We start from the raw sequence: 19,500 nt of genomic DNA on the forward strand, positions 1-19,500 counted from the left end.
GGCATGATGAACATCCTTCCACCCGCAAGGATCAAATCCTCACAGGCAAAGTGTCAATCAAACCTTCAGCAGTCCCATCTGCTCGGCCACGCGTAGAAGCCGGTTGAAGTCCCGGCTGTAGAGATAGGAGGTGAGGCTGTATTCGGTGGCATTGGCCAGGCGGATCACGTCTGCTTCGGTAGTAAAGGTGGTCACGGGGGCGACGGGCCCGAAGATTTCCTGGCCCAGGAGCGCTGCGTCGTTGGGCACGTTTCCAAGGACGGTGGACTGGTAGAAGTAGCCCGGCCCGTCCACGGGTGCACCGCCGGTAATAGCGGTGGCTCCGGCGTCGACCGCAGCACTAACGAGGGCGTGGACGTCGTGGCGGGCACCGGCGTCGATGAGGGGTCCGGCCTGGGTTGCCGGGTTCGGTGCCGCGGCCGGTGGTCAGAGCGGCCATGGCGGAGGCGAACTTTTTGGTGAACTCCTCGGTTATGGATTCCTGGACCAGGAAGCGGTTGGCGGCGGTGCAGACTTCGCCCCTGTTCCGCATCTTTGCGGCCTGGCCCCTTCAACGGCTTTGTGCAGGTCGGCGTCCTCGAAAACGATGAACGGGGCGTTGCCAATGGCGCGACACACTCCTGCTCGAACGCCGTTCGCGGATGCTCTGAAAAGCCGGGACCTGCTGGAACTGCCCGAAGCCCAGGCCGCCGACGAGCGCCTGCGCTAGTGCTCCAACGTTCTCGACGAGTGCGCCGGGAAGGTCTTCCTGACTCTGCATACGATGGCGAGCCTCCCCATCCGGCCGCAGTTTTGGCCGGACGCCCTTGCTGGGTGGTGGCGGGCCGACTCCGTCGCCGGGCTCGTCATCGTCTACGATGCGGTCCGCGAAGCCTTGACCATCTTCCGCAACGTTCGCTGACCGTTCGGCCCCGCGAAAGCCTCTGCCTTGATGCAGGCTTATTCGGCTGGTTGCCGGCTGAGTCTGCGGGCCAGACGGTAGGAATCGGTATCGGTTTCGATGATGGTGCTGATGAAGCCCAACCGGTCAACGATCGCGGCGCCGTCCGAGGCGTGTTTATGCTTCAACCTCAACGGATGGGCTTCATAGGCCTGGGATCCTCCCTTGAAACCAACCCTTCAACCCTTGCGGCCAGCAGATCCTTCAACCAGACCTTTGCCAGTTCAATGTCCGTGGTGATGGGGGAGAGGTCCAAGGACCGATCCAGTCCCAGCCAGCACATCAAACGCGGCGGAGGGAGAGCGGAGCTTATGGGCCAGTGCCGGCAGAGCCGCCCTGGACATGACCATCCGCCGTGTCAACGCCTCGAAGCCCGGCCAGTCTCTGTTCCAGATGACCGCCCCACCATCGAGGACCACACCGGGCGGAACCTAAACCCATAAAGCTGTGCAGAGCTCAGGAGACATCCGCGAAAATTCTTGGCCTGCCGCTCCACATGCTCACACCTTGACCGCCTCTATCGGGGCTTGTGTCCTGTGCCCGTCCATTCCGGCCGACATAGACCCCTGGCAGCGCGCCGGACCCCGGAAGGACTTGACGAGTTTCGCCAGGGCCACCACAACAGGTGGTCCAAGCGTTGGCGGGACGGATCTCCCAGGCACCTCTCCTTTACTTGGCCTCATGCCGCCCTACGGCCCGACCGCCCTTCGGGCCCGCAACTGTCGACTTGTTGAGACGCAAGATCGTAGTGGCCCGTACCGCGTCCGGGTTATCCCCCAGTAGATCCCGTCCTGGATGCATCCACGTAACGTTGTTACGCCGGTCTCTTCCACGGCCTGCTCAAGCTTCACCCGGAGCCCTCAGGGGTGAGCCGCGGGCTGGACCCATCCGCGGGCCCTGCCGCAGCGAATACTACGGAAAGGGCTCCGGCACATCGTGTGCCGGGCTTCGAGAGGCGTGAAAGGTGCAACATGAAATTCAGGACGCGCTCCCACTTTGCCTGGGGTGCCTGGATCGGTGCTGTGAGCGTGTCCGCGGTGCTGCTGGCGGGATGTGCCGCGGCCCCTGGAACCGCCGCCCAGGCATCCGGCAACCCCTCAATTCCTCCGCCAACCAGTAGTGTTTCGGCCTCCGCAGCGGCGGGATCGCCATCGTCGCCGGCGAAGATGATTTGTGAGGACGAAACCCGGTCCAACATTGTGCGGATCCTCGGGTTGGCATCGACACCCCGGACCACCAACACCTGGAAGGACCGGCTCTATACCTGTACTTATGCGTTGCCGGAGGGGCCTTTCGTGTTGTCGGTCAGGGAGGCGGCTGACCCGGCCGCCGCCCGCGCCTATTTCGATCAACAGCAGGCGGTAGTCCGTGGCACTCGCATCGGGGGGTTGGCGAATTTGGGTTTCCCGGCTTTCCAAACGGCCACCTCGGCGGTGTTTGTCAAGGACAGCTTCGTCCTGACGGTGGACGCCTCATCCCTTCCCGCAGTGGTCGGGCCCCAACAGATCGCCAACGGTGCGTTTGCCTACCAAGTCGCCACTACCGTCCTGGCCTGCTGGTCCGAATAGAAATGTTTTTGGAATCCCACCCATCCGTGATCGGGACCACAACGAATATCAGGTGTCATAGTCATGCGCGTCCCCAACCGGGAGCGTTCATTCCATTCGAAGGATAAAGTCATGAAGAAATCTGCTTTCCTGATCGCCCCGGCCCTTGCCTTGGGTGCGCTTGCACTCTCCACCAGTCCCGCTTTCGCCGCAGACACCACCAACTACCAGGCGAATCTGGCATCGATCAACGGCAGCAACGCCTCGGGAACGGTGATGATTACCGTCAACGGTAACCAGGCCACCGTTACCGAAAAGGTTTCAGGACTGGCTGCCTCCTTCGGCGGCAATCCCTACCCGCACGTGCAGCACATCCACATCGGAGCTAAGGGCACCTGCCCGGACATGTCAGCGGACACCAACAAAGACGGCGTGATCAGCACCACCGAAGGCGGCCCGTCCTACGGCGCGATCGGTGCGACGCTTTCAACCAGCGGCGACACCAGTCCGGCAGCGGGCACCGATTTGAAGGTCGCGGGCATGGGCGCCTCCTACACGTACAACCGAACCTTCGCCTTGGACGCCAAGACCGCTGATTCCCTCAAGGCCGGCACCGCCGTCGTCGTCGTCCACGGCCTCGACCCGGCCACCCTGTCAGCCGCCGCGCAGAAGGAACCCAGCGACCTCGTCCCGTCCCTGCCCCTGGCAGCCACCTCACCCGCCCTGTGCGGGACCCTGACCGCAATGCCCGCCGGAGCCCCCGGCACCGGCATCACCACCCCGGCCCCGACCGGACCTGATATGGGTCTGCTCGCCGCCGGTGGCGGGCTGGTCCTTGCAGCCGGCGGAGCTTACGCCCTTCGCCGCCGCATGGCCTCCTAGGGCCCTGAAAGCGGAAATTCAAGGGACCTGATGGAACCACTGAACAGCAGCCGCCGCGGACGCTTCATCATGTCCGCGGCGGCCGCCCTGCTCCTGGCAGGCGGCATCGCTACCACCGCCCTCGGGCTTCACGCCCAGCCACCGCCATCACAGGCGACCGCCACGCTCCCCGCCACAGCCCCGACCACGTCTGCGGCGGAGGTACCGGCTCCGACACCGAGCCCTGCAGCGACAGCCAGTTCCGCTCCGGCTGCCGTGCCCGTTGCGCCCGACGCGGCCCTGCCGGCATCCGTACCCCTCCGGGTGGAAGTGCCGTTAATCGGTGTCGACGCGGCCCTGCTGCCGCTGGGCAAACAGGCCAACGGAGAGATCCAAACACCGCCCGGCGAACCCGGCGCGCCCGGTGGCTGGTACCAGGGCTCGCCCACCCCAGGACAGACCGGCTCCGCCATCATCCTCGGCCACGTCAACGCCATCAACACCCCGATCGGACTGTTCTACCGCCTCCACGAACTTACCCAGGGCCAGGACATTACCCTGATCCGCGCTGACCACATAGCCGCAGTCTTCACCGTGGACAAGGTAGACGTCTACCACAAAGCCACTTTTCCCACCGTGGATGTCTATAAGAACGCTGATCGACCCGAAGTCCGCCTGATCACCTGCGGCGGCTACGATCCCGCCACCAGGGAGTACCTGGACAACACCGTGGTCTACGCCCACCTGACCTCCAGCCACCCTGCCTGAGGCCGCAGCCAATCCAGGCGGGCAACGGCCCACCACCATTCACCGAAAGTCGCGCGAAAAGGAAAAAACAGATGACGACCACAAAAGCCCGTCAAAGCCTCACCCTCACCCTGCTCGCGGTGACCACCATCCTGGCTGCCAGCGCCTGCGGGACCGCGGGTACGGGGACCACCCCTACGGCGGCCTCTCCGGGCACTGCCTCATCGGGCACCGCCTCATCGAGTGCGTCCATGGACCCCGGCATGGGGGGATCCTCCATGGGATCAACCTCCAGCGGGTCCGCCGCCATGGCCGATACGACCATCCACATTAAATCCTTCGCCTACAGCGGCCCCGCTGACGTCGCGGCCGGAGCGATGATAACCGTCATGAACATGGACACAGAGGCGCACACCGTGACCGCCGATGACGGCTCCTTCAACGTCGTGGTCAAGCCCGGCACCAGCGCCATGTTCACCGCCCCGGCGAAACCCGGAAGCTACGCATACCACTGCACCTACCACTCCAACATGCACGGAACCCTCACGGTCAAATAGGCCCGCAGATAGGCCCCGGCAAGCAACCTCGTGGTGAGGACCCCATGAAACAGCACCGATCCCGTACTTCCCGCAGCCGCAGAGACTCGCTGGTGCTGGTGCTCCTGCGTGTACTCATAGTAGTTACCTTGGGAATTGATGCCGTCATCCACGCCCGGCTGGCCCCCGGCTACCAGTCCGCTGCCCCTGACGGCATCGGCGAAGGAAACCTCTTCTACATCGAAGCGGCAGCTGCCGCCGCGGCCGCGCTCTACGTCCTTGTCCGGCCTGGCAAGGCCGCGTATCTGGCGGCCTTGGTCTTCGCCGTCGGAGGCCTTGGCGTCCTGCTCCTCTACCGTTACATCGACGTGCCGGCTTTAGGGCCCTTCCCCGCAATGTATGAACCCGTGTGGTTCACCGAAAAAACCCTGACGGCCCTTGCGCAAGCCGTCGCCACGGTCGCAGCCGCTACCGCCCTACACCGCACCCGACTCCCAAAGAAATCGAAGGAGCACCCTAGGGAATTTCTTCACCACGGCCACCGGCGCAGGAGAAGCTAGGCGGGCCGAAGAGAACATGTCAGAAGCCCCGCGAAATGTCGTTCTCGTCCATGAGATCCCTCGCTGCGTAGCCCGGGTGATCATCGCGGTTCTCCCAAAGTTGCAGTGACCTCCCGCCAGCCATCTGCGCATTGGCGGACGAACCGTGAGCGTTTCGAGTGATGTCCTTCTCCAACGTCGCTCACGGCCGACTCCGGCACCTTCCGGTGCCGTGCCAAAACAACCGGGCGGGACTGGTGGGGTTCTGCCCTTAGCGGCGGTCCCTGTCGATTCCGTCTGTTTGGATGTTTTTCTTGCGGGCTTCCGCGCTGGCCTGGACGTCCTCGGAGACCTGGTCCTTCTCCAGGCAGACACGCTCGACGGGAACGGTTTCCTCCGCCGTCACGGCCGTGCCTGAGTGTTTATTGGGGCGGTCGCCGTACTGATTCTTTGGGCCCTGCCCGGTCCGTTGCTGGGTTTTCTCCGATACTTGGAAACTGGTCGTCAACACGAGTACCACCATGGTGATTTTCCTAATGGTTTTCATCATCCAGAGCACTGCAAACGGGGATACGGTGGCGATGCATGTGAAGCTGGACTCCACCATGCTTGAGCGGAAGGTCAGTAACGCCAAATTCTACGATTCGGAGAATGAGGGTGTGAAGGAACTTGAGAAGCAGCGTAAGCGCATCGAGGATGAAGATCAGCACGATAATGAGTAGGTGAGTCAGTGCCGGGATGGGTAGCCATCGACTCGGGGGCAGACAGACGGCAGCGTAAGCCTCCAGAGGTCGCAGGCCACGCAGTCCGGACGCGCGGATGAAAAGACCCCACACCTCCCTCAGGGCCGGAGTGGCGCTTTCCGGGCCGCCTGATGGTCGGGGGCAGCCTGGCGCTCCCGATGCGTTCGTCCTCGCTGCTGTACGGGCGCTCCACGTGATGAGCTCGCTGCCCGGGCTGTTTCGCTGCAAGATGCCCCGAAAATCCAGCGGACCCTTCGCTACCAATGGCTCTGGCCTTCCCACGCGTAACCTCCCTCTCCCGGGGCAGAGGCAACGGAAGCGCATAGTCAGCGTCCTTTCGCGCCGGGCTAATCTGACGGTCCCGGACGGACACCACGTGTGACAGAACCTGACAGAAACAAACCAGCACATGGGTTGACGGGCTCTGAGCAGACCCAGCTCGAAGGCCTGCGTAGCCATGGGCAGCGCTGGGATAGAGAACGCTGAACTCTGGCTGCGGTACTACGGTATTGGAGGCATCGTCGGTGAAGGCGTATCTCCAATTGCTGCTGTCCGCCGCCGTTGGAGAGGGATCTGCTGGCCCACGCGGCAAATGAACTCATCGATGAGCTCCCTGCGCGCCTGCGGGCGCCCTATGCAGCAGATGAAGCGCCAGAGCCGGAAAACGACGAGCCGGTAACAGATACATAAAACGGCGGTCTCCCGGCCATGACCACGAGGCCCCGCGGCCGCCGCGCGGGGCGCAAAAGAGCTCGATGGCCCCGAAACGGAACCGAGAAAACCAGGGGGTCAACTTCACAGAGCGGAGCCAATATCCAGATCGTCGAGAACCTGGCGAAGGATTACCAGGTCGACGGGCTCCGGAACCAGCGCGCCGTAGATGAGGGCTTCGTATTCGAACTCGGCGGCGTTCCCGCCCTGTGCCCAGTACCTGATCCATAGACGCTCAAGGCTGATGCCGTTGTTCACTAGAAGCAAGCGTGCGCTCTGCAGTGGGTCATTCATGGGCGATATTCCCAGTGTTATTAGGGGTTCTCTGCGCGTAATTCGTCAGTGTACTTATTAATAATGTACAAGGCGGGTGTCCGCGGTGCAACGGAGTAAGCAATGTCCAGTGGAACCGGGCCTACCATGGTGCATATGGAAACCCCAGCACACGCCGAACACATCCTGAGCCTGCATGAGTTGGTGACGAGCAGTTCCGATATCACGGGTATTTTGCGTGGTGTGACGGGGTTCGCCTCCACTGCGATGACCCGGGCAGCGGGCGCGCCGATTGACTGCGCGCTGACTCTGCGCAGGCGTAAACGTACCGCCACCATTGCGGGCAGCAGCGAGAAGGCGGTGCTCTTGGACAACATCGAACAAAAACTCGGACAAGGCCCTTGTGTGGATGCTCTGAATGCGGGGCACCCAATGCTGCTGGCGGACGTGGCCACCGATGTTGAATGGCCCGAGTACAGCCGCGTCCTGGCAGAGAACGGGTGCCGCAGCGCATTGGGCGTACCGATGGACCTCGGGGAGAGCTCTGAAGCTGTACTGAACTTTTTTGCCTCCGAGGCGGGGTTGTTCACCCCGGAGGTGATCGATGAAGCTGCTGCGTTCGCGGACGTCGCCGGGAGCACTCTGCGCTTGGCGATCCGGATCGAAACCGTCGAACAGCTCAACAGGGACTTGAAAACGGCCATGGCCACCAGGACCGTCATCGACCTTGCGTGTGGGGTGATCATGGCCCAAAACCGTTGCACCCAGGAGGAGGCTTTCAAAACGTTGAATAAGGCCTCCAGCCACCGGAACGAAAAGGTCCACGTCGTTGCGAGCAGTATCGTCGCGAACCTGAGCGGGACCACCACGACGTCCGCATATTTCGAGGATTAGCCCACTCTATGCACGCGGTGGGGGTGTTCGACCCCCGTCGGCGTCGGATGGGGCAGTGGCTTCGGGTGGCTCCGCATCCCGGGGAATTTTCTGGCCAACGTTTCGAGAACATGGCTGTACGCGCCGTGCGTGAGACGGCCCAGGCCCTGTGGCGCTGGGATGTCCCGACCAAGCTGATGACTCCGGCCTCGGTGAGTCGTGCCAGCGCGCCGTACATGGACTTCTCGGCAACGCCGGCGGTGTGGGCGTCAAATACGGGTCGTTCGAGCAGCCAGGGGATGATGTTTTCGTCGGCAGACACCTTTCGGGGTTTCGCCATCTCGACCCACTGTGCAGGCAGGGCATCCAAGGCTGATACGGATTCACGTGCGGCATTCGAGGCGTGGAGAGCCGAGTGAGCCAGGTAGGGGACGAAAGGGTCAACATCGCCGGTCCGGTAGTTGTTGACCAGGCTGAAGTACGTGTCGACGTTGGCGACATTGCCGAGGCAATGGGTGTGACGGTGTTCTTGGTGAGTCCGCGGCGACGGGAGATCGCTCCGATCAGAGCACGCCGATGCGTCCATTGCCGTCTGTGAAGGGGTGGATGGACTCAAACTGGGCGTGAGCGATGGCGGCTGAGCCATGATCGGGATGTCCTTGCGGTTGCAGAAGACCATCAGGTCCGCCATCAGGTCCGGTACGAGCTCTGGCGGGGTTAGGGCGTGTATGGGTCCGCGAGGAGAGTAATCGCTGCCACCGATCCAGTTCTGAACGTCCCGCACCTTCCCGGCATGCGGGCCGTCTACCGGATCGTCCTTCATAAGGGTGTGGTGAGCCGCGAGCAGGTCCTTCAGCAGGATATCGCCGGTGTGGCCCGCGGCGTTGATCATCGCCTGCACCGCGTCTGCTGAAGCAGCAACCATGGACCGCGCGTTGTTACTGGCTTTCAGCCCGACCATGGCGCGTGCCTAGTCCTCGCGGTTGGCGTTGACGTGCTCGATCTTGGACGACGATACTGCTTCACTGCGCAGCAGGAAGCCGCTGATAGCGGCCATACGGGAGCCCGCTGTGACATCCAGGGAGGCAACCGCTATGGCCGCCTCTTCAAGGGCAACGATGGTTTCGCGGCTGGGGGAGTACCACAGCTCGGATATGTGGGGCGGCAGGGAGACGACCACTTCGGTGAATTCGCGGTCCTCACGGGGTGGGCGGCCCGAGCATTTCCATTCTCCTAAGTCTGAATTAGAGCGAGCTTATTCCTATTTTGATACCAAAATACGAATAAGCGCGGCGTTGGTCATGGTTTGTCACCATCCAGTGGAGAGCGGCGGCCACCGCCGACACGCTCCGGCGCTTGTCGTCGTCACGGGGATGCTTGTGCTCGTTGTGGTGATGGTGGCCGCGGTCGCAACGACGAGGGTCACGGTCGTGAAGACCTTATTCAACTACCGCTGGCGACGGGGGGCTCCCTTCGATGGGCGGTGTCCGGCTGCCGACTGCTGGACCCTTTCTGGCCCCTGGGCATGCAGCTCGAATACGGAAAGACCGCGCCAATCGAAGGACACACCAGGATTGCGATTCATTGTCGGTCCTTGCGAGTAAGCCCGCGCCTACCTCGACCGGGGCGGCCGCAGGGCAGCCCCGAGTCATCGGAGGAAGAGCATTTCGTCCAGCGCGTCCCCGGCGAAGACCAGTGCAGGCGCGCTGCTTCGCACGGCTTGCTAAGCAGGCTTATTATTGCGGTGCCAGTAGGTCCGCAGGCGTAGGTGCTTGCCAGGGAAGGGAACGTGGGATGGGCTCATTGCCGGTGGTGCTCCTGATTGCCATCTTTGCTGCTGCTGGCGGGGTGGTCTGGGTGGCGGGAATCGAGCTCTCGAAGCAGACGAATGTCCTTGATGACCGCCTGCATCTGGGTTCGGCTCTGGGCGGGCTAATCCTTCTGGCGGTCGCAACCAACCTGCCGGAACTGGCGATCACGGTCAGCGCCGCGGCGTCGAATAGCATCGGCGTGGCCGTTGGGAACATCCTCGGCGGTATCGCCATTCAAACCGTGGTGCTGGTCATCCTTGACGTTCTGGGCACGAAAGGCAGCGGGCCGCTCAGCTACCGGGCAGCGTCACTGTCCCTGGTTATTGAGGCAGTGACCGTCATCGCGGTCCTGGGGGTGGTGATCGCGGGCAGCCAGATGCCCGACACCCTCATCGGCCTACGATTGACCCCTGCCGCGGTCCTGATCGCCGTCTTCTGGGTTCTCGGCCTGATCCTGGTCCGGCGGTCCCAGAAATCTCTTCCCTGGCACGAACACGGCCACGCACCGGGCGGCCAAGAGAAACCTCAAGGGCATTCCAAGACAACCGCAGCCCACCAAGGAAGAAACATCAGCACCGGAAAATCCGTGCTGATCTTCAGCGTCGCCGCTCTCGCCACCCTTGGCGCGGGCGTGGTCCTGGAACGCAGCGGAGAGGCAATTGCCGGGCATATCGGACTGTCCGGGGTGCTCTTCGGCGCCACATTCCTGGCCCTTGCGACCTCCCTGCCCGAAATCTCCACCGGCTTGGCATCCGTGAAACAGGGTGACTACAAACTCGCCTTCAGCGACATCTTCGGCGGCAACGCGTTCTTGCCCGTGCTCTTCCTCCTTGCCGTACTGATCTCCGGCAAACCAGTCCTTCCGCAGGCAAAAGCCACCGACATATACCTCACGGCCCTGGCGATCCTACTGACCCTCACTTACCTGCTCGGCATCCTCTTCAGGCCACAAAAGAAAGTTCTGGGCATGGGCATCGACTCACTCGTCGTCCTTGTCCTCTACCTCATCGGCGTGGCCGGGCTTTTCGCCGTGGCCTCCACGACATGATCATTTCTCTGCCGCTGCCATACACTGGCAGCTCCCTGCTCCTGACTGTGGCATCAGCAACCTACGCCCGTTTGACCGGCAGCAGACATCGACGCCGTCGAAATCCTGGTGGCCCGCGGAAGGCAACGCGGCAGGTGACCGGGGATCGTCTTCACGCGACTCCGAGGAGTCGACTACATCGTGCTGCTGAACAAGTTCTCCGCGATGGCCTCCCCAGCGCTTGGCTTTACTCATCCGCGGCGCGGGTTTGGTCAGCCGGTTCCCATGCCGCGAGTTGGGTGGGCCGCCAGGGAGGAGCAACTTTTTCCGCCCCTTAGGGATTGCCTCCTCATGGTTGACTCCGATGATGTGCGAAACCCTGTTTTGACCGCGCCAAGGTGGGTAAGGTCGGGGCAGGGGCGTTGAGCATGGCATGGGTCGAGGCGAGGCAGGAGATGAACACATGACGCTTAAGGACCGGATCGCTGAACCATGGGGGACTAGGACGCCGTACGGCAGCGGAGGTGACTGGCCGGTTAGGGTGGACACGCACCTTGCCGAGGGGGTGGGTCCGCAGGACGTGGACCGATGGGTTCAATCGGCGTCGCTCCTCCACTCGAACGGTGACGCCATGGATATCGCTGTAAAGGATAACCGGATCGTCGGCGTTCGTGGCCGGGCCTCCGACCGGGTCAACCACGGCCGGCTGGGGCCGAAGGACCTGTACGGCTGGCAAGCGAACGCGTCACCGGACCGGCTCACCAAACCCCTCGTCCGCGTGGGCGGGAAGCTGGTGGAAACAGACTGGGACACCGCGATGCAGCGGATTGTGGACCGGTCCAAGGCCTTGCTGGCCGAACAAGGCCCGAGCGCCATCGGTTTCTACACCACCGGCCAACTCTTTTCCGAGGAGTACTACACTCTGGGAACACTCGCGCACGGCGGGATCGGCACCAACCACGTGGACGGAAACACCCGGCTGTGTACGGCGACCGCCGGTGAGGCCCTGAAGGAATCGTTTGGCTGCGACGGCCAGCCGGGCTCCTACACGGACGTGGATCACGCGGACGTTATCGCGCTCTATGGGCATAACGTCGCGGAAACGCAAACCGTCCTCTGGACGCGGATGCTGGATCGCCTTGCCGGGCCGAACCCGCCCAAGATCATTTGCGTGGACCCGCGGATGACCCCCGTGGCCAGAGCCGCCACCGTGCACCTGGCCCCGAGGCCCGGCACCAATGTGGCCCTCATGAACGCCATCCTGCACGAAATCATCGCCAACGGCTGGGTGGACCGGGAATACATCGACGCCCACACCGTGGGGTTCCCGGACCTCGAAAAAGAGGTCAAGAACTACCCGCCGGCCCTGGCGGCGGAAATCTGCGGCGTCCCGGCGGAGCAGATCCAGGAGGCAGCCAGCATCATTGGCCACGCCGAGCGGCTGCTGTCCACGGTGCTGCAGGGTTTCTACCAGTCCAATCAGGCCACCGCTGCTGCGGTCCAAGTGAACAACGTTAACATCATCCGCGGCATGCTGGGCAAGCCCGGCTGTGGCATCCTGCAAATGAACGGCCAGCCCACGGCGGAGAACACCCGCGAATGCGGCGCCGACGGCGACCTGGCCGCCTTCCGTAACTGGTCAAACGACGCGCACGTCAAGGATCTCGCCCGGGTCTGGAACGTCGACCCCTTCTCCATCCCGCACTACTCCCCGCCGACACACGTCATGCAGATGATGCGGTATGCCGAAGACGGCTCCATCCGGATGCTGTGGGTCAGCGGCACTAACCCGGCCGTCTCGCTGCCCGAGCTGGCGCGAATCCGCAGCATCCTTGCCCAGGAGCGGCTGTTTCTGGTGGTGCAGGACATCTTCCTTTCCGAGACAGCCCAGCTGGCCGACGTCGTCCTTCCTGCAGCCACGTGGGGTGAAAAGACGGGCACCTTCACCAACGTCGACCGCACCGTTCACCTCTCGGAGAAAGCCGTGGATCCGCCGGGCGAGGCCAAAGCGGACCTTGAGATCTTCATTGACTACGCCCACCGCATGGGCTTGCAGGACAAGGACGGGCAGCCGCTGATCAAATGGCACGATCCCGAGTCCGCCTTCGAGGCCTGGAAGGAATGCACCCGGGGCCGTCCCTGCGACTACACCGGCATCAGCTACGACAAGCTGCGCGGTGGCTCCGGCATCCAGTGGCCGTGCAACGAGGAGAACCCGGAGGGCACGGAACGTATTTACGTTGATGGCAGGTTCTGGGCGCACCCGGAGTACTGCGAAACCTACGGCCGGGACCTGATCACAGGGGCGCCCATGGACGCGTCGGAGTACAAGGCCCTCAACCCGGCGGGCAAGGCCATCATCAAAGCCGCCGAATATATGCCGGCCCATGAACTGCCGGGCCAGGAATTTCCGCTCCAGCTCATCACCGGTCGTACGCTCTACCAGTTCCACACTCGCACCAAGACGGGCCGGGTGCCGGAGTTGCAGGCGGCCGCGCCGGACGTCTGGATTGAATTGTCAGCCGATGACGCCGCCGCCTACGGGATTGCCGAAGGCGACCTTGCGGAGGTGGAGACACCCCGTGGCTCCGTCCAGGCCCGCGTCCGCGTCAGCGGCATCCGGAACGGGGTGTTGTTCCTTCCCTTCCACTACGGATACTGGGATACCGAGGGCGGGTGCCAGCCTGACGGGGCGGGAAGGGCAGCGAACGAGCTGACCATCACCGATTGGGACGCGGCGTCCAAGCAGCCCATCTTCAAGACGGCAGCCGCCCGCATCACCCGGGTTTCCGCCGGGGACCGGCCGTCCCCGGCGCCGACCACCACAGCGTCAGCTCCGGTCGGCGACTTTCCTGAAGGAGCCAGGACCAAGGGAATAGCCTCCGCGCTGGCCGATGAAGTCACAGACACGGCAGGAGGGGCACGATGAAATTCGGGCTCGTACTCGGGGAGATGCACCGATCTGAGAACGACCTGGCACACCACCTGCTGCTCGTTTCCGAGCGGCACAAGGTGGACCATGAAATCTACCACCTGGCCCGGGACTTGGCCCGCTGGTCACAGCAGCACGTGCGGGACATCGCCGACATCGCCACGGATTACGGCCAGGACCTGAACCCGGAGCCGCACGGCGAAGCGTCACTGATGGAAACGCTTCGGGAGAAGGGGAGCGAGCTCCTGGGCCGGCGTCCCGAGACCGGGATGCTGCTGCTGCACGACCTGCGTGAGCTGTATGTGAAGTCCTGCGGGGTATCGGCCGACTGGGAGCTTTTGGCCCAGGCTGCCCAGGGGATGAAGGACCGAAACCTTCTGGCCCTGGCCGAGAAGTGCCATCCACAGACAATCCGACAGATGAAGTGGGCCAACGGCAAGCTGAAGGAATCAGCCACCCAGGTGCTCACTAGCTGACAGAGAGCTCTCCCACCAGTCGGGTTCCGACACCTACCCTTGGCCAGCGAGAGGGGAAGATTTCCCATACCACCGGGGGCGGCTGATCAGGCTTCGGACTTTGGTGTCCGGAGCGCCGAAACCAGGGAGTGGGTATCACCGGGTCCTAATCTGGAAAATCTGCAATTGGATCAGTTCAGCTTGTCATAGCGTCCATATGCGGCTCAGGGCGTGACCTCGGGGGAGCGGGGCGGGGAAGCCCCAAATCAACTCCGGAGGGCTGCAGCGTCAGGAGTTGGGGTTCTTGCGTAGGCACTCTCGGAGGCCGGGAATGGCGTAGTCGACTTTTCCGTGGCCGGTTGATTCGATGAGTCCAGCGTCCCAGAGGCGGATCCTGTATTTCGCAATGAGGGTTGGCCGGGATCCAGGCAGCGCCCTAGCTATACGTAAGCGATCGGCTTACGGCAGTGGCTCTTCACGAACGTATGTTCCCGTATTCGAGAGCCGGACATGCTGAGATGCGTTCAGCGCGTCAATGAAGAAGACCAGCCGGGATTCCGGCGAGCTACCCTACTGAGGTGAACGCTGCACGCGTGGGAATATGGGTATTGAACCAGCAGAAACACTGCGGCATAGTTGTTTTGAGGTTTCGCTGAAGCAGTCCGGCACCGAATAATTTCCGCCGCCCCGGAGGTTTCTGATGCACCCGCATAACATCAACCGCTTCATCCAGGAATGCCTTCTCATCGAGGACGACACCGACGAAGGTCTGGACTTCGCCACTCTGTATGGGCTCTACTCCGTGTGGTGCAACCTTCACCACCTCCGGCAAGTCCCTAGGGACTCCTTCCAGGAGTTGCTGGGCTACGAGGGCATTCGGGCCGCCTTTCCCGCCCGGCGGGGCATCTTTTTCCCTGGGCTGTGGATGGTAGGGCCTGCCTCCCGCGCCTACGCACTCAATACCTCGTTCAGCTCTCCGGAAGCCCAGCACCAAGCCGTCTGGGCTGCATAAGCCATCCGTGCCAAATCCCCCTTAATCTCGGCAGTTCCTTGCAAACAACGCAACCCGCTCAGGAGTCGCTTCCACCCCTGAGCGCCTCTATGATGGGGATGTGCCTGAACAGGAAGAGGACGAGCAACGTCTTCGCCAGCTCATCGCCCGCAGCGAGAACGTCAGAAGCTTCCTTGACGGAATGACACTCTACGCGGCTACATTGATGAGCCGGGCCACAGGCGCGCCAGTACAGTGTGCCCTGATACTGTGGCGGCCCGGGGGTCCTGTAAGTATTGTCGGAAGCAGCAACGACGCACTCTGGCAGGGAGGGCTGGCATACGTGTGGGGTAACGGGCCCGCCCTGGAAGCCACGGAAACGTCCCGAGCCATCGTTATTGCCGACACGAGCCTGGACCAGCGTTGGCCGGACTACACCAAAAGCCCTGCCTCCGCCCACATTCGGAACGTCTTAATCGTTCCCTTGGGCGTGGGGAAAGACGTATCCGCAACTCTGCACTTCTTCGCCGACAGGACAGGGGTCTTCACGGGGCACGCTATCAGGGACGCAACCGGGTTCGCCGAGAGCGCGGGCCCAGCACTACGACTCACCCTTCGCATGCCCACCTCCGGCGGGAATGACGAGGACCTGTACGCAGCCCTGGCCCGCCGGGCACCTATCGAACTCGCCAGCCGGATGATCATGTCCCGGAACAACTGCACTCGCGCCGAGGCGGGGTCCTATTTGCTCGCGAGGTCCCTGAGCAGCCACCAAAAAATCCAAACCGTCGCTGAAAGCATCATCAGCGCGGGCTCCCAGGAAGATAAGGGTTCTACCGACATTGGAGACCGGCATCCACACTGACACTGGCTCGACTGCCGACATCAGTTCCCTTCCGTCTACCGTTGTCATCCGCCGCTGACCTCCCGCGCACGGTCACAGGCACTGGATGCGTCCACCAATGCGTTCGTGACCGCAGCAATGATCAGCGTGCCGGTGTCTTGGAGCCGGAGTGGTGGTCCGGCTGGGGTCCCCGCCGCGATGTCTTGGGCGTGCACCCGACTCAGTCCGGCGGAGCCATCGCGCCGGACGCCATCCTGCGGCTGGTGCCGTACAGGATGTTGTAGCTGTGACGGGGCACGCGGACAACAAGCCGGTTCGCCGCGTTCTGTATGCCCCCGTCCCTGCGGGCATGCATCAGGTTGCTCAGGGAACCTCATCGGCCGCGTTGATTCCCTCAGAGCCCTGCTGTCTTGCTGCATCTGACGTACGGGACCTGATGGTCCATCCACCCCTCCCGGACCAGCACCACCATCACGACCTTAACAAGTTCCAGCACCAGCTCCGGGCCACCACTTCGTGCCGGTCAGGTCTCGACGGCTCCCTGGCAAGCGACAGCCGCCACCGGACCCCCGGGCAAACCAACGCGATGAAACGGTCCCGGTCATCCTGACCGAGAACCCCTGAACCCGCGACAACGCGCCCGGGACATGTTGCAGTAGCCGAAAGTTTCCGGGGCGGCGAAAGACGACAGGGTCATTCGTCCTCCAAAAGAATCTGGTTGGTGCAACGACCGCTAGAACCAATCTGATGCAGGTCCGGACCTCGCCTAGCCGATGAATTTCAGCCGACGGGCGGCTATCGGAATCTTGCCATTAGCGTTAGGCAGACCGAAAGCGGCCGCAGGAATTAGCCCCCCAATTTATCCCCCAGTCCGTGCGAAGGAACAAACCCCGCAACATCAGCTCTGAACGTGATCCTAATGTGCGTAATGGCGTTAGTCCAGACACTGTACTTACAAGTAGCGGTCGTGCCTCGGGCAGTTCCGCGCTCGTGCCGGCGTTTTTTATGCCCCCGCGTCGTCGGACACCTTGCGCCACAACAGGAAAGCCGCCAAGGCATTCAGGTCGGTGATGAAGACATTGCCCGCCGCCGGCCAGCCGATGACGAGATCGAGGCCCACCAGCACCAGCGATCCCGCTGCGGGAACCGTGGACACCACGGCCCGGAAGTGCCGTGCCCTCCGCTTGGAACGAGGGAAAGGCCGCCGGCGCTCAAGGTCGGCGCAAGCGGACCGTACGACGTGGAAAGAGTCGTTGACGGTGACACAATCCGGATCAACTGCAACGGCACCAGCACGCGCGTCATGCTCGTGCATCGCCGCGAGGACTGACATGCCGGACGGGAACCCGGTTGAGAAGCCTTATTCAGGCTAGGGCTCCCTTGGGCACCTCTGTGAAGGTCCCTGTGCGGGCTGCGGTAGTTCATCGCGTTGCGGAGCAGGTTCTACAGCAGCGTTCGAAGCTGTCCCGGTCGCGGGCTCTGACCAGCACAAACACGTAGTCCTGGGTGGAAGTGCCGCGTAGGATGCTGCTATCGGTCCCGGGCTGGAACCGACCGGAGACACCAGTTGGGGGACTGTATGGGGTGCACCAAAGTTGACGGCGGCAAAGGCATCGTGACCCTTCGCGAAGACGGCATCATCCACCTGGTCTGGAATTCGGCCGTGAAGATCGAGGGCACGGACGCGCAGGCTGCCGTGGCGGCCGTGAACGCACTGGCTGACGGTAGTGAGTGCCCATTGCTGGTGGACATGACCAACACTGCTTCGGTGACCCGGCAGGCACGCGCCGTGTTCAGCCTTCCGTGTGCTGCGTCCCGGATCGCGCTGCTTGGCAGCAGCCCAGTGGACCGGATTCTGGCCAACTGGTCCGCGGGCGCACAGAAGCCGCCGTGCCCCACACAGTTCTTCAATTCCCTGACAAAGGCTACCTTGTGGCTGCTGCGGCAGGAACATGCTTCCGAGGCGCGGTAGAGATGCTCATGGCGCCGGCCCGCCCCTACAAAGGGCGCGGCGCGCCTGATCAGCAACACGATCTAGCTCGAGGCCGCCGCGGGGTACCGTTTATCCGGGACATCCCTGACAGCGCTGCCGTCGGGTTATTTCCTTGCCGTTGTCCTGGGGGCTTCGAGGTGTTTGGCCATCGCTTCCATGGCCTGGTTCCGGCGCGCTGTCAGGGCCTGTGGGCTCAGCGGTTGAAACATGCTGGTCAATACCTTTTCAACTGCATCGTGCTGCACGGGTTATCGAAGCGGCTTATCACGCGCTCCCGCGTAGCTCGTGTATGAATGTTGACTTGCGGGCGACGTAGGAGCAGGCCGGCGGTTTGAAAAGGGGCAGTGCCCCGACTGACTGCCGGTTGAGCGGTATCTGTCGCAGCCAAAGCGTTTTTCGGCGTATGGACGGTTGCCTGGCGCCGTTGTTTAAACAGCAACGGGGGCGACCGGCGTCCTTCTGTTTGGTCGTCGCGTTCCCGGGAGACCGGGACCTAACCAAACCGGAACAACGAGCACCACGAGTACGTTACTCGAAACGATCAGTCAACCGGGAGGACCCACCGTCAAAAGTGGGACCGTCCTGCGAGGCTGAGAACGGCTCACCGAGACTTTCAAAGCTCACCGAGACTTTCAAAAACGGGCAGATGTGCGGCCGGGACGCTGTTGAGGATGTAGTCCCTTGATGCAGGCCCTATCATCCGCGCATCAGGGTAGAAGAGAACCCCATGGCGTGTTATTTGCCGTAGACCGTGCTCCTTAACGGAAGCTTGAAAGTCACTGTCTGGGAGGGGGACGTTATCCCTCATGAGGCACCAGCTGATGTACAGGCCATAGAGGCACATCGAAGTCAGTCCTTCATCAGGTTCCCCGTCCAACACCGTGCACTCTTTGAGGAATTTACTGATGTGTGTCTCAGTAGTCATGGCAGGCCGTCAACTTTCATCGGTTTGGGCCGCCGGTCTGCATCAGCGAATGCTTGCATCAATAGTTATACGCACATCGGCCAGAAGGATGCAAGAATCACCTCCAGACCAGATCCGGCACTGTCACTAACTCGTCAAGGTATCCATCCGTAAACAGGCCACGTTCGCGCAGCCTTAATCCAGCGTTCGGGTTCCGCTGCGTCATAGTACCTGCCGCGGAGTCCAAGCCGGTGGCAAGAACCGCCGCCCGTCGCCCTTCGTGGCGAACGAATCCGAGCGATGGGTGGGTTCTCCCCGCTGGCTACCCCTGTCGAGTCCATCTGGTCCTGGTGCCCGGCTTCCAGGACGTCGGTGTGAGCATCTCTGGATGCTTGCATCAGATACCGCCATTGAAACCGCCGGCTGCATGACGGCTCCAACGGAGCCCGGACCGGTTTGTAAGTGGCCAGGGGCCTTCTACTGCGTGAAGGGCCGGTGACTGAAGAATTTCCCCGGCTACCCTCTAGGTCAGCATGCGCTTTAACTGGTGAAATAGCGAGCCGGGGCCCTACCGGGAATTTGCGTGTCATATCTCTGGTCCTCCAAGCCCGAGACGACGAGGGCACTCAACTTCAAACCGGGAACGGCAAGATTTTTGAGTGTGTCCCAAACGGGCTTCATCGACAGGGAACGGGTCTGCTGCACGGATAGGTGACAGTGGTTAGTCACGCTGCCAGTGTGGCCTGCGTGTTCATGATGGACTCGTATTCGAT

23 protein-coding genes and 1 pseudogene are annotated in these 19,500 nt (G+C 62.5%); 17 read left to right on the forward strand and 7 right to left on the reverse strand.

Annotated features, from left to right (window positions below):
* Positions 1-75: 75 nt before the first annotated feature.
* Positions 76-606: pseudogene (locus tag SB659_RS18555) on the reverse strand (aldehyde dehydrogenase family protein); the annotation flags it as partial.
* 157 nt (positions 607-763) lie between these two features.
* On the opposite strand from SB659_RS18555, the gene SB659_RS18560 reads away from it, so the two are divergent.
* Positions 764-901, forward strand: a complete 138-nt coding sequence (locus SB659_RS18560; RefSeq protein ID WP_410551454.1) for a hypothetical protein — start codon at positions 764-766, stop codon at positions 899-901.
* A gap of 38 nt (positions 902-939) precedes the next feature.
* Here SB659_RS18560 and SB659_RS18565 read toward each other — a convergent pair whose 3' ends face one another.
* Complete coding sequence (locus SB659_RS18565; protein ID WP_410551455.1) at positions 940-1,068, reverse strand: hypothetical protein; 129 nt, start codon at positions 1,066-1,068, stop codon at positions 940-942.
* Between the two features lie 843 nt (positions 1,069-1,911).
* On the opposite strand from SB659_RS18565, the gene SB659_RS18570 reads away from it, so the two are divergent.
* The 5 genes from SB659_RS18570 (at position 1,912) to SB659_RS18590 (ending at position 5,191) form a co-directional block, all read left to right on the forward strand.
* Positions 1,912-2,508, forward strand: coding sequence for a hypothetical protein (locus SB659_RS18570; protein WP_410551456.1), 597 nt, complete (start codon positions 1,912-1,914; stop codon positions 2,506-2,508).
* Between the two features lie 111 nt (positions 2,509-2,619).
* Positions 2,620-3,369 (forward strand): hypothetical protein, encoded by a 750-nt coding sequence (locus SB659_RS18575; RefSeq protein ID WP_284980418.1) that lies wholly within the window; start codon positions 2,620-2,622, stop codon positions 3,367-3,369.
* 30 nt (positions 3,370-3,399) lie between these two features.
* Complete coding sequence (locus SB659_RS18580; RefSeq protein WP_284980417.1) at positions 3,400-4,116, forward strand: class F sortase; 717 nt, start codon at positions 3,400-3,402, stop codon at positions 4,114-4,116.
* A gap of 71 nt (positions 4,117-4,187) precedes the next feature.
* Positions 4,188-4,652 carry a cupredoxin domain-containing protein gene (locus SB659_RS18585; RefSeq protein WP_410551457.1) on the forward strand — a complete coding sequence of 155 codons (465 nt, stop codon included), beginning with the start codon at positions 4,188-4,190 and terminating at the stop codon, positions 4,650-4,652.
* 44 nt (positions 4,653-4,696) lie between these two features.
* Entirely contained in the window at positions 4,697-5,191 is a 495-nt protein-coding gene (locus SB659_RS18590; protein WP_410551458.1) for a hypothetical protein, read from the forward strand.
* Positions 5,192-5,441: 250 nt separating this feature from the next.
* Here SB659_RS18590 and SB659_RS18595 read toward each other — a convergent pair whose 3' ends face one another.
* Entirely contained in the window at positions 5,442-5,693 is a 252-nt protein-coding gene (locus tag SB659_RS18595) for a hypothetical protein (RefSeq protein WP_410551459.1), read from the reverse strand.
* Here SB659_RS18595 and SB659_RS18600 point away from each other — a divergent pair.
* Positions 5,692-5,892 carry a low affinity iron permease family protein gene (locus SB659_RS18600; protein ID WP_284980413.1) on the forward strand — a complete coding sequence of 67 codons (201 nt, stop codon included), beginning with the start codon at positions 5,692-5,694 and terminating at the stop codon, positions 5,890-5,892. The two genes, SB659_RS18595 and SB659_RS18600, sit on opposite strands and share 2 nt — an antisense overlap.
* 816 nt (positions 5,893-6,708) lie before the next feature.
* Here SB659_RS18600 and SB659_RS18605 read toward each other — a convergent pair.
* Positions 6,709-6,918: a hypothetical protein gene (locus tag SB659_RS18605; protein WP_284980412.1), complete on the reverse strand. Its 210-nt coding sequence runs from the start codon at positions 6,916-6,918 to the stop codon at positions 6,709-6,711.
* Positions 6,919-7,053: 135 nt separating this feature from the next.
* On the opposite strand from SB659_RS18605, the gene SB659_RS18610 reads away from it, so the two are divergent.
* From SB659_RS18610 to SB659_RS18620, 3 genes are all read left to right on the forward strand, one after another.
* Entirely contained in the window at positions 7,054-7,791 is a 738-nt protein-coding gene (locus SB659_RS18610; RefSeq protein WP_284980411.1) for a GAF and ANTAR domain-containing protein, read from the forward strand.
* A 110-nt stretch (positions 7,792-7,901) separates the two neighbouring features.
* Complete coding sequence (locus SB659_RS18615) at positions 7,902-8,189, forward strand: hypothetical protein (protein WP_410551460.1); 288 nt, start codon at positions 7,902-7,904, stop codon at positions 8,187-8,189.
* Positions 8,186-8,368: a hypothetical protein gene (locus SB659_RS18620; RefSeq protein ID WP_284980410.1), complete on the forward strand. Its 183-nt coding sequence runs from the start codon at positions 8,186-8,188 to the stop codon at positions 8,366-8,368. The genes SB659_RS18615 and SB659_RS18620 overlap by 4 nt, the downstream gene beginning before the upstream one ends.
* On the opposite strand, the gene SB659_RS18625 is transcribed toward SB659_RS18620, so the two are convergent.
* Together SB659_RS18625 and SB659_RS18630 are read right to left on the reverse strand one after the other, a co-directional pair.
* Positions 8,334-8,537 (reverse strand): Fic family protein, encoded by a 204-nt coding sequence (locus SB659_RS18625; protein WP_410551467.1) that lies wholly within the window; start codon positions 8,535-8,537, stop codon positions 8,334-8,336. The genes SB659_RS18620 and SB659_RS18625 overlap by 35 nt on opposite strands.
* A 203-nt stretch (positions 8,538-8,740) precedes the next feature.
* A complete protein-coding gene (locus tag SB659_RS18630) occupies positions 8,741-8,950 on the reverse strand; it encodes a hypothetical protein (RefSeq protein ID WP_284980408.1) in 210 nt (69 codons plus the stop codon).
* 614 nt (positions 8,951-9,564) lie between these two features.
* Between SB659_RS18630 and SB659_RS18635 the strand changes: the two genes are divergently transcribed.
* The 6 genes from SB659_RS18635 (at position 9,565) to SB659_RS18660 (ending at position 16,114) form a co-directional block, all read left to right on the forward strand.
* Complete coding sequence (locus SB659_RS18635; protein WP_410551461.1) at positions 9,565-10,629, forward strand: sodium:calcium antiporter; 1,065 nt, start codon at positions 9,565-9,567, stop codon at positions 10,627-10,629.
* A gap of 442 nt (positions 10,630-11,071) precedes the next feature.
* Entirely contained in the window at positions 11,072-13,537 is a 2,466-nt protein-coding gene (locus SB659_RS18640) for a molybdopterin oxidoreductase family protein (RefSeq protein WP_410551462.1), read from the forward strand.
* On the forward strand, positions 13,534-14,016 hold the full coding sequence (locus SB659_RS18645; RefSeq protein WP_284980405.1) for a hypothetical protein: 483 nt from the start codon (positions 13,534-13,536) through the stop codon (positions 14,014-14,016). The genes SB659_RS18640 and SB659_RS18645 overlap by 4 nt, the downstream gene beginning before the upstream one ends.
* Positions 14,017-14,695: 679 nt before the next feature.
* Complete coding sequence (locus SB659_RS18650; protein WP_284980404.1) at positions 14,696-15,007, forward strand: hypothetical protein; 312 nt, start codon at positions 14,696-14,698, stop codon at positions 15,005-15,007.
* A 100-nt stretch (positions 15,008-15,107) separates the two neighbouring features.
* Complete coding sequence (locus SB659_RS18655) at positions 15,108-15,851, forward strand: ANTAR domain-containing protein (protein WP_410551463.1); 744 nt, start codon at positions 15,108-15,110, stop codon at positions 15,849-15,851.
* 41 nt (positions 15,852-15,892) lie between these two features.
* Positions 15,893-16,114: a hypothetical protein gene (locus SB659_RS18660; RefSeq protein WP_410551464.1), complete on the forward strand. Its 222-nt coding sequence runs from the start codon at positions 15,893-15,895 to the stop codon at positions 16,112-16,114.
* Between the two features lie 719 nt (positions 16,115-16,833).
* On the opposite strand, the gene SB659_RS18665 is transcribed toward SB659_RS18660, so the two are convergent.
* Positions 16,834-17,163: a hypothetical protein gene (locus SB659_RS18665; protein WP_410551465.1), complete on the reverse strand. Its 330-nt coding sequence runs from the start codon at positions 17,161-17,163 to the stop codon at positions 16,834-16,836.
* 246 nt (positions 17,164-17,409) lie between these two features.
* Here SB659_RS18665 and SB659_RS18670 point away from each other — a divergent pair, with 246 nt between their 5' ends.
* Positions 17,410-17,802: an STAS/SEC14 domain-containing protein gene (locus tag SB659_RS18670; protein WP_410551466.1), complete on the forward strand. Its 393-nt coding sequence runs from the start codon at positions 17,410-17,412 to the stop codon at positions 17,800-17,802.
* The last annotated feature ends 1,698 nt before the right edge of the window (positions 17,803-19,500 follow it).

The sequence above is a fragment of the Arthrobacter sp. SIMBA_036 genome (genome assembly GCF_046535135.1).
GTDB lineage: Bacteria > Actinomycetota > Actinomycetes > Actinomycetales > Micrococcaceae > Arthrobacter.

Coding starts and splice junctions, on each gene's coding strand:
- SB659_RS18560 (WP_410551454.1), top strand. CDS start 764: ATGGCGAGCCTCCCCATCCGGCCGCAGTTTTGGCCGGACGCCCTTGCT.
- SB659_RS18570 (WP_410551456.1), top strand. CDS start 1,912: ATGAAATTCAGGACGCGCTCCCACTTTGCCTGGGGTGCCTGGATCGGT.
- SB659_RS18575 (WP_284980418.1), top strand. CDS start 2,620: ATGAAGAAATCTGCTTTCCTGATCGCCCCGGCCCTTGCCTTGGGTGCG.
- SB659_RS18580 (WP_284980417.1), top strand. CDS start 3,400: ATGGAACCACTGAACAGCAGCCGCCGCGGACGCTTCATCATGTCCGCG.
- SB659_RS18585 (WP_410551457.1), top strand. CDS start 4,188: ATGACGACCACAAAAGCCCGTCAAAGCCTCACCCTCACCCTGCTCGCG.
- SB659_RS18590 (WP_410551458.1), top strand. CDS start 4,697: ATGAAACAGCACCGATCCCGTACTTCCCGCAGCCGCAGAGACTCGCTG.
- SB659_RS18600 (WP_284980413.1), top strand. CDS start 5,692: ATGGTGATTTTCCTAATGGTTTTCATCATCCAGAGCACTGCAAACGGG.
- SB659_RS18595 (WP_410551459.1), bottom strand. CDS start 5,693: ATGGTGGTACTCGTGTTGACGACCAGTTTCCAAGTATCGGAGAAAACC.
- SB659_RS18605 (WP_284980412.1), bottom strand. CDS start 6,918: ATGAATGACCCACTGCAGAGCGCACGCTTGCTTCTAGTGAACAACGGC.
- SB659_RS18610 (WP_284980411.1), top strand. CDS start 7,054: ATGGAAACCCCAGCACACGCCGAACACATCCTGAGCCTGCATGAGTTG.
- SB659_RS18615 (WP_410551460.1), top strand. CDS start 7,902: ATGGCTGTACGCGCCGTGCGTGAGACGGCCCAGGCCCTGTGGCGCTGG.
- SB659_RS18635 (WP_410551461.1), top strand. CDS start 9,565: ATGGGCTCATTGCCGGTGGTGCTCCTGATTGCCATCTTTGCTGCTGCT.
- SB659_RS18640 (WP_410551462.1), top strand. CDS start 11,072: ATGACGCTTAAGGACCGGATCGCTGAACCATGGGGGACTAGGACGCCG.
- SB659_RS18645 (WP_284980405.1), top strand. CDS start 13,534: ATGAAATTCGGGCTCGTACTCGGGGAGATGCACCGATCTGAGAACGAC.
- SB659_RS18650 (WP_284980404.1), top strand. CDS start 14,696: ATGCACCCGCATAACATCAACCGCTTCATCCAGGAATGCCTTCTCATC.
- SB659_RS18665 (WP_410551465.1), bottom strand. CDS start 17,163: ATGTCAGTCCTCGCGGCGATGCACGAGCATGACGCGCGTGCTGGTGCC.
- SB659_RS18670 (WP_410551466.1), top strand. CDS start 17,410: ATGGGGTGCACCAAAGTTGACGGCGGCAAAGGCATCGTGACCCTTCGC.